Genomic DNA, 12,099 nt, shown 5'->3' with positions numbered 1-12,099 from the left:
TCATCGACGAGGGTCTATCAGACCTGGGGTGACAGGCACTCGACCGGCGAGCGAGACTCGCGCGACTTGCGCATCAGGCTGATGACGACAAAGATCGCCGAGTTGACCACCAACCCGCAGAAGCCCGGGTGCCAGCCGAAAGGCGCATCGATGCCGAATTGCAGCAGCAGGGTGATGACGGCGCCGACACTCAGCCCGATAAAGGCCGCGGTCTGGGACGCGCGACGCCAGAACAGGGCACCCAGCAGCATCGGCAGCAGTTGCACAATAATGCCGTAGGCTCCGAGCAGCAGGCTGACCAGCGAGCCGGGGTTGGCCAGTGCCAGCAGGTACGCCATCAGCGATATCGCGATGACCCCGTAGCGCGTCAGTGACAGCGCCTTGTGCTCGGGCAGGGCGCGCATCCTGGGCGTGAACTGGACCACGTCACGTACCAGGATGGTGGCCGAGGTGTGGGCCAGGTTGGCGGCGGTCGACATGGCCGCCGCCAAGGCGCCGGACAGTGCCAGTCCGATCACCCAGGCGGGCAGGTCGGCGAGTTCCACCACGATGGTCAGCAGCACCCGGTCAGGCGAATCCAGTGGCGTGTCGGCGAGCAGCACGATGCCGGCGAAGCCGATGATCAGCAGCGGTACCAGCAGGTAGCTGTAGAGCGGGTAGAGCACAAAGACACGCTTGAGCGTCCTGACGTCCTTGGCGCTGTAGAACTTCATGAAGATGTGAGGCCACATCACGCAGCCCAGCGCGCTGACCAGTACCGCAGTGGAGAAGGCGCCCCAGCCCATCCCGGTGGCGCCGGGCATGGTCAGATATTCCGGCGCCTGGTCCTTGATCTGCTGGAACATTTCACCGACGCCGCCAAAGAACTGCTCGGCCGTGGTCAGCCCCAGTGCCCAGGCGATGACGACCATCATCAGGCCCTGCATCAGGTTGGTCCAGCCGATGCCCTGAAGGCCGCTGGCGTAGACGTAGGCGGCCACCACGCCGCAGGCCAGTAGACTGCCCAGCCAGAACGGAATGGTGCCGGAGGTCGCCGCTTCGAACAGCATGCCGGCGCCAGCGATCTGGATGGTCAGGTAGGGAATCATCGCCAGCACGCTGACGACACCGATGACCAGGCCCAGCACATTCTTTGGAGTGGGGTAGCAGGCCGACAGAAACTCGGCCTGGGTCAGAAAGCCGTGGCGGCGACCCAGCCGCGAGATATGCGGCGCGATCAGCCACCACACGATCACCGCCAGCGTCAGGTAGGCGATGATGTAGAACGCCGGGGCGCCCTTGCTGTAGGCCCAGCCAGGTGCGCCGAGGAAGGCAAAGGCGGAGAAGATCTCGGCACCGAGGATGAAGAACAGCACCAGCAGGCCCATATGGCGACCGCCCGCCACGTAGCCTTCCAGCGAGGAGCCCTGGCCACGCCTTGCGCGCAGGCCCACCAGCAGCACGATGACCAGATAGCCCACCGTCATGGCGGTGATCAGCATCGAATCACTCATGGTCTGCCTCCTCGCCGGTATCCTTGCGATAGGCGATCACCAGGCCCACGAACAGCGCGAAGACCCAGGCCACGTACCAGAACATGAAGAACGGCATGCCGAGCACCATCGGATCGATGCGATTGGCGATCAGCGCACCCGGCCACACCATGGCCAGGGTGCACAGCACGAAGTAGATCAGCAGGCCCTTGGAAGGCATGCCTTTTTGGTGGTTCATGGGAAGACCTCTTGTTGTTGAGTGTGGTCGTTGTCGGCATCGCCTCAGCGATGGTCGTTCAAGGCGCCAAGAGCGATGGCAACCAGCAGTCGGCTGCCCACGGGAATGATGGCGTCGTTGAAGTCGTAGCGAGCGTTATGAAGCGGCGGGGGGGTGTCCGATTCGGCGCTGCCGAGGAAGAAGTAGGCTCCCGGGCACTTTTCGAGCATAAAGGCGAAGTCTTCGCCACCAAGGCTGGGATTCACGTCGCGCTCCAGTGCGGTCTCGCCCAGCAGTTCCTTCGCGGTGGCGATGACGTGGTCGGTCGCCGCCGGGTGATTGACCGTGGCCGGAAAGATGCGCTGGTGATCGACGTCTATCTCGCCGCCGTAGGTCGCCGCCACACCATCGCAGGTGCGCTGGATGGCCTCGGCGATGCGATCCTGGGTAGCGCTGTCGAGGGTTCGCACCGTGCCGCTCAGTCGGACCTCGTCGGGAATGATGGCGAAGCCCTCGAGTTCACCTCCCTTGATGCCGCACAGGCTCAGTGCCGCTGGAGACAGCGGGTCGGCATCGCGCGAGACCACGCTGTGCAGGGCCTGGATCAGAGCGCCAGCCATCCTGACCGGGTCGGTAGAAAGGTGTGGGTTCACCCCGCCGTGGCCGCCCTTGCCGCGGATGCAGATATCCAGGCGATCGGTGGCGGCCATGATCGGGCCCGGGCGAATCGCCACCTGCCCCCGGGGCAGAGCCGGCCAGTTGTGCAGGCCGTAGATCGCATCCATGGGGAAGCGCTCGAACAGCCCCTCCTCGACCATCGCTCGTCCACCGCCCAGGCCTTCTTCCGCCGGTTGGAACACCAGCTGGATGGTGCCGGAAAAATCGCGGTGGCGGGCGAGGTAGCGAGCGGCGCCGATCAGCATGGTGGTGTGGCCATCGTGGCCGCAGGCATGCATGACACCAGGCACTTCGGAGACATGGCCGTGGTCGCTTGCCTCCTGAATCGGCAGCGCGTCCATGTCGGCGCGCAGGCCAATACGGCGACCGTTGTCGGGGCCAAGCCCTCTGATGGTGGCCACGACACCGGTGCCGCCCAGGCCGTGGTCGAAGGGAATGTCGAGCCGCTCCAGCTCATCGCAGACACGCGCGGAGGTGGCGTGTTCCTTGAAGCCGAGTTCCGGATGCCGATGAAAGTGCTGGCGCAGTTCGGTCAAGCTGCTGTGCTGGTCGTCGAAGAAGGTGGGGTCGATAGGCTGGGTCATGAGATTCCGGACGCTTGTTGATTGTGTCCTTCATCATGGTTGGCGGTATGTCATAGATAAAATATTATTATTTTTATATTTCCATGCTTTTATTGTATGGATTTGCCGTATGAGCCTTCGACTTGGGTGAATCCTGGCACTGGCGTGGTAGCCCCGCTCAACAAGGATCGAACATGGACTTCAAGCAGCTGCGCTACTTTCTGACGGTGGTCGAGGAGGGCGCGATTTCCAGCGCGGCAAGAAAGATCCCGTTGGCCCAGCCGGCCTTGACCCGCCAGCTCAGGCTGCTGGAGGAGTCGGTGGGAGCCACCCTGCTGGAGCGATCACGTCAGGGCGTAAGCTTGACCGCTGCGGGGGTTGCCTTTCACGGCGAAGCGCGACGACTGTTGCGAGAGTTCGAGACCGCCAAGCTCGATGCTCGTCGGATTGCCGATGGACAGCTCGGACAGCTGCGTCTGGGCGTCACCGTCATGCACCTGTGGGTGCCTCAGATCGTCAAGCTGCTCAACGGGTATCGCCAGCGTTACCCGGACGTCAGCCTCAAGGTACAGTCGCTGCTGTCCGCGCCCCAGGTGGAGGCGCTGCGCCATCATCAGCTGGACGCGGGGATGCTGTTCTTTCCCCCTGACGATGATGATCAGCTCGACAGCCACTGCCTCTATGAAGACCGTCTTGTGCTGGTAGCCAGCGAAGGATCACGCTTGGCGCAGCATCCCCCCTCTCGACTGGCGGACCTGGCCGGTGAAGACTTCATCTGGTTCGAGCGCAGCGCGACACCGGTCTATCACGACAAGCTGATACATGCCTTTCAGCGACGTGGCTTCACCCCCCACGTGGTGCAGGAAGGCACCGACAACGCCACCATGCTGTGCCTGGTGGCGGCGGGCATGGGCTGCACGATATTGCCGGAAATGACCATGGCCGGGGCCCCGGAAGGCGTGGTCAGCTTTCCTCTGGAGGATCTGGATATAGTGCTGCCACTGATGCTGGTCTGGCGCAGGGATGCCAGCCTGCCGGCGGTCCGACGCTTGATCGAGGTGGCAGAGTCGCAATCGCTGGCCTGAACGGCCGCGCCCTGTTATCTGCGCTTGGCCTGGTGCCGTGCAAAAGGCCACCCGAGGGGTGGCCTTTGTCATTGCTGCGAGGCTTGGTGTCAGGTGCTGCGCATTACAGCACCATGGCGGCGATCCAGGCGAACACCAGCATGCCGATGTTGCAGTGCAGGAAGGTGGGGATGACGCTGTCGCGAATATGGTCGTGCTGGCCATCGGCGTTAAGCCCGGCGGTGGCGCCCAGGGTGATGGTCGAGGCCGGGGAGCCAGCGTCGCCCAGGGCCGCCGAGGCGCCCAGCAAGGCCATCGCCGCCAGCGGGTCGAAGCCCAGGGTCAGCGCCAGTGGCAGGTAGATGGGTGCCAGGATCGGCACGCTGGCGAAGGAGTCACCGAAGCCGATGGTGATGAACAGTCCCACCACCAGCATCACCGCTGCGCCCAGCGCCATGTTGCCGCCGATCAGTTCGGCCGACGCCGCCACCAGAGGCTCGATTTCGCCGGTGGCGGTCAGCACGCCGGCAAAGCCGGAGGCGACGGTGATGATGACCGCGATCTGCGCCATCATCCGCAGCCCGTCGGTGAAGACGTCATCCTGCTCCTGCCAGCGGAAGATACCGGAGACCCCCAGGATCAGAAAACCGACCATGGCTCCGAGCAACAGCGAGTCGAACTTGAGCTGAAAGACCAGGGCCACCGCCAGGGCTCCCAAGGTGATGACCAGCTGTAGCGGCTTCAGGCGAGCCGGCGAGGCGGGCCTGGCGGCGGCGGTGGTGCTTGGTGTGACGTAGTCGCGCGGGCGGCGATAGCTGATAAAAACGGCCACCAGCAGCCCCGCGACCAGGCCCAGCACCGGTAGTGCCATGGCCTTGGGGGCCATGTCGGCGGTGGCGGTCAGCCCGTAGTCCGCGCCGACGCTGTTGACGTTGGCCAGCAGGATCTCGTTGAGAAAGATGGCACCGAAGCCGGTGGGCAGCAGCAGGTAGCTGGCGCTGATCGAGCAGGCCAGGATGCAGGCCACGGCGCGGCGGTCGACTCGCAGGCGATCGAGCACCACAAGCAGCGGAGGCAGCAGGATCGGAATGAAGGCGATGTGCACCGGCACCAGATTCTGCGACATCAGTGAGGCGACGATGAACAGGCCGAACAGCGTCCACTTGACGCCCTTGCGGGTACTTTGCTCGTCGCTGCCGAGGCGCGCCGAGATAGCATCGGCCAGCAGTTCGAGCAGGCCCGAGCGTGACAGCGCCACGGCGAAGGCGCCGATCATCACGTAGGTCAGGCCGACCTGGGCGCCGACCAGCAGGTTGTCATTGAAGGCGCCGATGGCGTCGTTCATCGACAGCCCGGCGTGCAGCGCGCCTAGCATGGCGGCGCTGATCAGGGCGATGGCCACGGGGATCCGCAGCAGGCACAGCACGATCATGCTGAGGATCGTCAACACCGCCGCGTTGATGTGGTAGCCGACGGCCAGGGTCGAGGCGTAGATCAGGGCGCACAGAGCAATGGTCGGCAGTGCGCGGGTGCGGGCAACACGGTTTGCCTTGGGAGAAGGGTCGGTAAGGGCGGTCTCTTGCATGGGGTCTCCGGCTCGTCATGAGCCACGTGTCCAGGGGGCGTGAGAGTGCCGGCGAGCGTGGCGTAACCGCGGAGGGCTGGTCCTCTTCTAGGGGAGGTTGAAGCCTGACGGCCGTTCGCTAGCGGGCGAATGATACCCCAAACCTGGGCCGTGGCCCGCACTGGCCTCGATAGTTGCCTCGATAGCGGTCTCGATGGTCGCCGCCATGGTGGCAAGGGGGGAAAGGAGGAAAGGAAGAAAGCAAAGAAGCGGCTGCGCTGCCTTCCATCAAAAACGCCGCCCCGAAAGGGGCGGCGTGAATCGCCAGGACGCGTCGGCGAAAAGCGGGGCGCAGAAACGCTGTCTCTCAAGCCATCGCTCAGGCGGGTACCGCCTGGGCGGCGCCAGAGGAAGCCGGTACTGCAGGCATGGACGGTGGCAGGGTCGCCATCAGCGCGCGCTCCAGGTCCATGGCCTTGCACTTGTAGGCGGTGCAGTTGGCGCAGTGAACGCTGTCGCCGTCGTCTTGACCAACAGGCAGCGTGAAGCGGGAGTGGCCACAGATGGTGCAGCTCAGGTCCAGGGCGACGGTGATCATGCGACTCGCTCTCCCTTGGTGTGCTGCTGCTCGATCAAGGCATCGTGCTCACGTCGCATGGCCATCATCAGGCTGCGAGACTTGTTGAGAAAGCGCAGGCGGTCGGGCGTCTGCTGTTCTTCCCAGGCGCCCAGGGTGGCATGAAACTCACCGCACTCGGTGCAGTTCAGCTCTTCCCAGTCATTGGGCTGAGCCGTTACAGGTCCCGGTGTGCTGGCCAGGTCGTGGCCACAGCGGGTACAGGAAATCGGGTAGTACACGGGTCGCCCTCCTTGGCGCATGACGTGCCGTCGTTCGTTCCGTTGTGGAAGCGAGGCTGCGCATGGCCCTCCTGGCCGAGCCTCAACGGTACGAAAGGTTCTCATCGCCAGGCTTGATATGCAAGTATTGTATAGGTTTTCTGTCGCCGGAAGCGTATCGGCATCTCGCCGTCATTACCGTCTTTCCGAGCAGCGCCCATATCATGACGTCAAAAGATGACGCTTTGATGATCAGAGTGGCGAAAGCTGTCGTAAAACTTTTTCTTGTACATGACTTGTTCTTGATCTAATTTTTGTACATGAACTGCGTCGTCCTGGTTGAACAGCCCCGACAGAGAGGTTCCCGGGAGGCGCGCAGTGGCGACGCGACATCTCGGAGCAATCACCGCAAGGAGGCGAGAGCATGAAAAAAGCAATGTCTGCCGCAACGTCGTTCCTGCCGAGCTGCGTGCTCGGCGTAGCGCTGCTCGCTGGCGGGGTGGCCGAAGCGGATCAGCAGCAACAGCAGGATCCCTCACGCAATCTGCTCGAAGTCGCCCAGGCCGACGGACGTTTCTCGACATTGCTTGATGCTGTCGAGAAGGCTGGCCTCGACGAGCCGCTACAGGGAGATGAAACCTATACGCTCTTTGCTCCAACGAACGAAGCCTTCGGTACCCTGCAGCCAGGACAGCTCGACGAGTGGATGAGCGACGACAAGGCCTCCCATCGACGTCTGGTCGAGGTCGTTTCCTACCACATGGTGGAAGGAGAAGTGTCACTGGAGGAGTCATCCGAGGTGACCACCCTGCAGGGAACCGACATGGCCATCGACGCCCAGGAAGGCTCGGCAAGCGTAGGCAATGCCGCCGTGGTGGAGTCCGACATCAAGGCCAGCAATGGGGTGATCCACGTGGTGGACAGCGTGCTGATTCCTGAATAACCGAGGCTGAGTGAGTGACGCCAGTGCAACATCTGCTGCACTGGACGTCAGAGGCCGGGCACGAGGTCCCCCGGTCACTGTTTCGATAGATCCCTGTCCCGTTTGGCCGCCCGTCGAGGGCGGTTTTTTTGTGTCAGGGCTGTGGATATAGGAAGCAGCACCCGGCATTGGCAGGCCGCTATTGGCTTATGAGGACTGCTCGGGATCTCGTTGCCAGTAGCGGCGGGTCAGGCGCACCAGCAGTACCAGGGTCAGGGCTGCATACAATGCCGCCATTGCGTCGTCGGCGACGATGCCGAGTCCCCCGCCAATACCTTCGATCTCGCGTACCGGGGACAGCTTGGAGATATCGAACAGGCGAAACAGTAGATAGCCCAGCGGCAGGATGATGCGCCGTCGGTAGCGCGAGAAGGCCAGCACCGCGATGGGCAGGGCCACCCATTCGTCGAGCACGATCTGGGGCAGGTCACCGCCGCCCAGCCACAGCGAAGCGAAGTGGCAGACGGGAACGGCCAGCACGAGGAGCGTCAGGGTAACGGCCAGGCGCGTGCCGAGCGGTAGCCGGAACAGCCACCAGGCGACCGGTAGTCCGATCAGGGAGCCGACCGTCCCCGGCGCCCAGGGGGAATAGCCCAGGCCGAAGCCGGTGGCGATCCAGATCAACAGGTCCTGCATGGAATCTCTCCTGGAAGACGGTAGGCAGGGCAAGGCCGGGCAGAGCCTGCGCAATATAAAGGACAGCGAATCAGCCGGCCATCGGCGCTGCCGGGTGATCGCCAGGGCTGGCGGAGGTCGGGCCGGTGGCCGCGACTTCCCCTGCGGGAACAACGTCCACTTCCACCTCGAGGCGCTGGCGCCCACCACCGGTCACCACGCCCTTGAGCGGCGCCACGTCCTCGTAGTCGCGGCCCCAGCCAAGCAACAGGTGTCGTTCGCCGGCGCGCACACCGTTGGTGGGGTCGAAGTCGAGCCAACCCCAGCCGGGTATCAGCACGGAGAACCAGGCGTGGGAGGCGTCGGCGCCCATCAGTCGAGGCTGTCCTGGAGGCGGTCGAGTCTCGAGATAGCCGCTGACGTAGCGCGCGGCCAGACCCACCGAGCGCAGGGTGGCGATGGCCAGGTGGGAGAAGTCCTGACACACCCCACGGCGATGCTGGAGCACCTGGGACGGTGTCGTCTCCAGGTCGCTGAACTCGCTGTCGTAGCGGAATTCCTCATAGATGCGACGGTTCAATCGCTCCACGCAGTCCACCAGATCGCCACCAGCGGGAAAACAGTCTTCGGCCCAGGCGGCGAGCAGCGGGCGGCGCTCGATATAGGCGGAGTTTTCAAGAAACGGCTGTGCTTCGCGGAAACCTGGCTGGTGGCGGTCTGCCAACAGCTCTCGACACCGCTCCCAGCCCATGATGGCCTGCGGCGGTGTGGCGCGAGGCGAGGTCATGACCTGCGCCTCCAGCGTGACCTCGAGCTGGGTGTGGGGGGTGTCGACCGCGAACAGCGCGATATGGTTGCCGAAGGCGTCCTGTCGGCTCTGTCGTAGCGACTCGCCCGGCGAGATCGACAAATGCGCCCAGGCAACCTGCTGGTAGGCCATCTCACGGGGCATCAGGCAGGCCTCGTTCTCGCTGAGTGTCACGATCTCGCTGTAGTAGTAGCGCGTGGTGTGGCGAAGTCGATAGATCATCTGCCGGATCCCGCCGTGACACCCCTGCCAAGGCTGGCCACACGGCACAGCCTGGTGCCGCTGTCTTGAGCAGGGCAGGACAGCGGTGCGCACGAGCCAGGGAGGGCGGAACGAGAAGAGGCAGGCATGGGAAGCGAGGAGGCTCCTGGGTGTCGGCGAATGTTGCAGAAGGTGACGATATCCCCCCCGAACCGTGGCGACAAGATGTACCCGACTCCTGCCTTTCTCTCAAGCCCGAAAGGTGGGCGTCGTCAGCAGCAGATGCCATCGACCGGCTTCTGCAAGGGCTGCCGAGGGCTGCCGCCCACGCTTGTCGGGGGTCGCCATGGTTGCACCAGATCGGTGCTCGCTGCCCCGTCTTGCTGGTTCGTGGGGCACTTTCGGCAGGAACAAGTGGTCGCTTTTTGTCCAAACTGCTCAATTGCGCCAGCCCATTCGGCGAGAAGGCTCGGCGCTGCGGCCTATTCTCGGCGGTCTGGTACAGGGCTTGCTATACAGCAAGGAGGGACCCGGTACGGTCGAAGGCGGGGGTGCCATCGTCGTTGTCGGGTCGCCGGATGCCGAAAACAATCGAGGGTGTGCCGATGAGCCATGTGGATTGGCAGCAGTACGACTGCGCAGGGTTCTATGACGAACTGGTGGCGACGCCCGGGATGCCGCGGGAGGCGGCCAAGATGCTGTGTGACGTGCTCGCGGGCTTTGCCCCTGACGAGCTGGAAGAGCGCAAGAACGCAGCAGAGATCGCCATTCGCACCATGGGGATCACCTTCACGGTGTATTCCGAGGGCAGCATGATCGACCGCGCCTGGCCTTTCGACATCGTGCCTCGCATCATCCCCGCCGACGAGTGGCGACGCACCGAGGCAGGCCTCAAGCAGCGGGTCGAGGCGCTCAACCTGTTCATCGACGACCTGTACCACGACCAGAAGGTTGTCAAGGATGGCGTGCTGCCGGCGGCGGTACTCGAGCAATCCGTCAACTTTCGCCCCCAGTGTGTAGGGATCGATCCGCCCCACGGGGTCTGGGCGCATATCTGCGGCTCCGATCTGGTGCGTGGTGGCGACGGCACCGTCTATGTGCTGGAGGACAACCTGCGGATACCGTCCGGGGTGTCCTACATGCTCGAGAATCGCAACGTGACCAAGCGCGTGCTGCCGGAGCTGTTTGCCTCGGGCAAGATTCATCCGGTGGACGACTATGTGCCCCAGCTTTACGACATGCTGGCGGGCATGTCGCCACGCCACTGGGACGATCCCCAGGTGGTGGTGCTGACCCCGGGTATCTACAACTCGGCCTACTACGAGCACGCCTACCTGGCCCAGCAGATGGGTGTGCAACTGGTCCAGGGCCCGGATCTGCTGGTCGATGACGACGACGTGGTCTACATGCGCACCGTCCAGGGGCTGACCCGTGTGGACGTGATCTACCGCCGCGTCGACGACGCCTTCCTCGACCCGGAGGCGTTTCGCAAGGACTCGGTGCTGGGCGTGCCCGGATTGATGCGGGCCTGGCGCAGCGGCAAGGTGGCGCTGGCCAACGCCCCGGGGGCCGGTGTCGCCGATGACAAGGTGGTCTACGCCTTCGTGCCGAAACTGATCAAGTACTACCTGGATCAGGAGGCGCTGCTGCCCAATGTGCCGAGCTACCTGTGCATGCTCGAGGAAGACCGCCGCTATGTGCTGGAGCACCTGCATGAACTGGTGGTAAAGCCCGCCAACGAGTCCGGCGGCTACGGCATGTTGATGGGGCCTCAGGCCTCCCAGGCCGAGCGTGATGCCTTCGCCAGGCTGATCCAGGAGAACCCTCGCAACTACATGGCCCAGCCCATGCTGAACCTGTCCACCACCCCCACGCTGTTCGATGGCAGGCCCGAGCCGCGCCACGTCGATTTGCGCCCCTTCATCCTGTCGGGCCAGGACGGCGCCTACGTCACCACCGGTGGCTTGACCCGTGTGGCCCTGGTCAAGGGCTCGCTGGTGGTCAACTCGTCCCAAGGGGGCGGCAGCAAGGACACCTGGATCGTCGAGACGGGGGAGGACTGAGACCATGCTGATGCTTTCCAGAGTCGCCGAAAACCTGTACTGGATGGCCCGCTACATCGAACGTGCCGAAGATACCGCCCGGCTGATCAACGTCTCCAGTCACCTGATGCTCGACATGCCCTACCGCCAACCGCTGGGATGGGCGGCGATGGTCGATATCACCGGGGGCGCCGAGGTGTTCGAGACCCTCTACGATGAGCCCAACGATCGCAACGTGGTGCAGTTCCTGTGTGCCGACCGACGCTACTCCGGCTCGATCCTGTCCGCCCTGGCCCAGGCCCGCGAGAACCTGCGCACCACGCGGGACGTGGTACCGCGGGAGGTATGGGAAGAAATCAACCAGCTCTACATGACCGCCAGTGCCCACGCCGATGCGGGCCTCGGCCCGGGACGCCGAGAGCGCTTTCTGAAGCTGGTGATTCGTGGCTGTCAGACGTTGATCGGGTTGATCGAGGGCACCCTCAGCTACGGTGGGTCACGGACCTTCATGATGCTCGGGCGCCAGCTCGAACGGGCCGACATGATCACCCGCATCATCGATGTGCGCTCGGCCAACCTGCTGCAGCGTGACAGCGACGAGATTCGTCCGTTCGAGCACCTGCAGTGGATGAGCGTGCTCAAGTCGTTGACGGCCTACCAGATGTATCGACAGCACGTGCGCTGCCGGGTCAGGGCCACCGACGTGCTGCGTTTCCTGGTGCAGGATTCCCTGTTCCCGCGTTCGGTGTCGCGCAGTCTCAAGGACAGCATCCGCGCGCTGCGCTCGCTGCCGCGACATGAGCGCGCCCTGGCCACGGCGACGCTGGTGCTGGCCGATGTGGCCGAGGCCGACGTCCGTGCCCTGGTGCGCTCCCCCGAGGCCCTGCACGACTTTATCGACGTGCTGCAACAGGGCTTTGCCGAGCTGCATACGGCGATCGCCCGCACCTACTTCCCGACCCTCGATGACCTGGGCGATGGCGAGCTACTGGCGGCCAGCGACCAGGCGTGAAGCCAGGCGGGCCAGGTTTCCCATGGCCCGCCTGCTCTGAGCCA

General features: G+C 64.1%; 12 protein-coding genes. 4 read left to right on the top strand and 8 right to left on the bottom strand.

Annotated features, from left to right (window positions below; translation table 11 throughout):
* Positions 1-17: 17 nt before the first annotated feature.
* Genes KUW00_RS04865 through KUW00_RS04855 form a run of 3 tightly spaced genes read right to left on the bottom strand, consistent with a single transcriptional unit; the run spans position 18 to position 2,951 of the window.
* Complete coding sequence (locus KUW00_RS04865) at positions 18-1,493, bottom strand: sodium:solute symporter (protein ID WP_222568362.1); 1,476 nt, start codon at positions 1,491-1,493, stop codon at positions 18-20.
* Entirely contained in the window at positions 1,486-1,710 is a 225-nt protein-coding gene (locus tag KUW00_RS04860; protein WP_213230781.1) for a DUF3311 domain-containing protein, read from the bottom strand. Before KUW00_RS04860 ends, KUW00_RS04865 begins: the two co-directional genes overlap by 8 nt.
* Positions 1,711-1,754: 44 nt before the next feature.
* Positions 1,755-2,951, bottom strand: coding sequence for a M20 aminoacylase family protein (locus KUW00_RS04855; protein WP_222568361.1), 1,197 nt, complete (start codon positions 2,949-2,951; stop codon positions 1,755-1,757).
* Positions 2,952-3,124: 173 nt separating this feature from the next.
* Here KUW00_RS04855 and KUW00_RS04850 point away from each other — a divergent pair, with 173 nt between their 5' ends.
* Complete coding sequence (locus tag KUW00_RS04850; RefSeq protein WP_045992614.1) at positions 3,125-4,015, top strand: LysR family transcriptional regulator; 891 nt, start codon at positions 3,125-3,127, stop codon at positions 4,013-4,015.
* Between the two features lie 103 nt (positions 4,016-4,118).
* On the opposite strand, the gene KUW00_RS04845 is transcribed toward KUW00_RS04850, so the two are convergent.
* From KUW00_RS04845 to KUW00_RS04835, 3 genes are all read right to left on the bottom strand, one after another.
* Positions 4,119-5,456 carry a Na+/H+ antiporter family protein gene (locus KUW00_RS04845; RefSeq protein WP_213230862.1) on the bottom strand — a complete coding sequence of 446 codons (1,338 nt, stop codon included), beginning with the start codon at positions 5,454-5,456 and terminating at the stop codon, positions 4,119-4,121.
* A 481-nt stretch (positions 5,457-5,937) separates the two neighbouring features.
* Complete coding sequence (locus KUW00_RS04840; RefSeq protein WP_108131112.1) at positions 5,938-6,156, bottom strand: hypothetical protein; 219 nt, start codon at positions 6,154-6,156, stop codon at positions 5,938-5,940.
* Positions 6,153-6,416, bottom strand: a complete 264-nt coding sequence (locus KUW00_RS04835) for a hypothetical protein (protein ID WP_045992616.1) — start codon at positions 6,414-6,416, stop codon at positions 6,153-6,155. The genes KUW00_RS04840 and KUW00_RS04835 overlap by 4 nt, the downstream gene beginning before the upstream one ends.
* 403 nt (positions 6,417-6,819) lie before the next feature.
* Here KUW00_RS04835 and KUW00_RS04830 point away from each other — a divergent pair, with 403 nt between their 5' ends.
* Positions 6,820-7,338, top strand: a complete 519-nt coding sequence (locus tag KUW00_RS04830; protein ID WP_222568360.1) for a fasciclin domain-containing protein — start codon at positions 6,820-6,822, stop codon at positions 7,336-7,338.
* Positions 7,339-7,524: 186 nt separating this feature from the next.
* On the opposite strand, the gene KUW00_RS04825 is transcribed toward KUW00_RS04830, so the two are convergent.
* On the bottom strand, positions 7,525-8,013 hold the full coding sequence (locus KUW00_RS04825) for a phosphatidylglycerophosphatase A (RefSeq protein WP_108131115.1): 489 nt from the start codon (positions 8,011-8,013) through the stop codon (positions 7,525-7,527).
* A gap of 70 nt (positions 8,014-8,083) precedes the next feature.
* A complete protein-coding gene (locus tag KUW00_RS04820; protein WP_222568359.1) occupies positions 8,084-9,022 on the bottom strand; it encodes a transglutaminase N-terminal domain-containing protein in 939 nt (312 codons plus the stop codon).
* Between the two features lie 584 nt (positions 9,023-9,606).
* On the opposite strand from KUW00_RS04820, the gene KUW00_RS04815 reads away from it, so the two are divergent.
* On the top strand, positions 9,607-11,064 hold the full coding sequence (locus tag KUW00_RS04815; protein WP_045992620.1) for a circularly permuted type 2 ATP-grasp protein: 1,458 nt from the start codon (positions 9,607-9,609) through the stop codon (positions 11,062-11,064).
* Positions 11,065-11,068: 4 nt separating this feature from the next.
* Complete coding sequence (locus tag KUW00_RS04810) at positions 11,069-12,055, top strand: alpha-E domain-containing protein (protein ID WP_231498416.1); 987 nt, start codon at positions 11,069-11,071, stop codon at positions 12,053-12,055.
* Positions 12,056-12,099: the final 44 nt, after the last annotated feature.

The organism is Halomonas sp. DP5N14-9, assembly GCF_019802175.1.
In the GTDB taxonomy this organism is placed as follows: domain Bacteria; phylum Pseudomonadota; class Gammaproteobacteria; order Pseudomonadales; family Halomonadaceae; genus Halomonas; species Halomonas litopenaei.
Note: the sequence above shows the minus strand (reverse complement) of the source record. Positions and strands in the feature narration are given on the sequence as shown.

Coding starts and splice junctions, on each gene's coding strand:
- KUW00_RS04865 (WP_222568362.1), bottom strand. CDS start 1,493: ATGAGTGATTCGATGCTGATCACCGCCATGACGGTGGGCTATCTGGTC.
- KUW00_RS04860 (WP_213230781.1), bottom strand. CDS start 1,710: ATGAACCACCAAAAAGGCATGCCTTCCAAGGGCCTGCTGATCTACTTC.
- KUW00_RS04855 (WP_222568361.1), bottom strand. CDS start 2,951: ATGACCCAGCCTATCGACCCCACCTTCTTCGACGACCAGCACAGCAGC.
- KUW00_RS04850 (WP_045992614.1), top strand. CDS start 3,125: ATGGACTTCAAGCAGCTGCGCTACTTTCTGACGGTGGTCGAGGAGGGC.
- KUW00_RS04840 (WP_108131112.1), bottom strand. CDS start 6,156: ATGATCACCGTCGCCCTGGACCTGAGCTGCACCATCTGTGGCCACTCC.
- KUW00_RS04830 (WP_222568360.1), top strand. CDS start 6,820: ATGAAAAAAGCAATGTCTGCCGCAACGTCGTTCCTGCCGAGCTGCGTG.
- KUW00_RS04825 (WP_108131115.1), bottom strand. CDS start 8,013: ATGCAGGACCTGTTGATCTGGATCGCCACCGGCTTCGGCCTGGGCTAT.
- KUW00_RS04820 (WP_222568359.1), bottom strand. CDS start 9,022: ATGATCTATCGACTTCGCCACACCACGCGCTACTACTACAGCGAGATC.
- KUW00_RS04815 (WP_045992620.1), top strand. CDS start 9,607: ATGAGCCATGTGGATTGGCAGCAGTACGACTGCGCAGGGTTCTATGAC.
- KUW00_RS04810 (WP_231498416.1), top strand. CDS start 11,069: ATGCTGATGCTTTCCAGAGTCGCCGAAAACCTGTACTGGATGGCCCGC.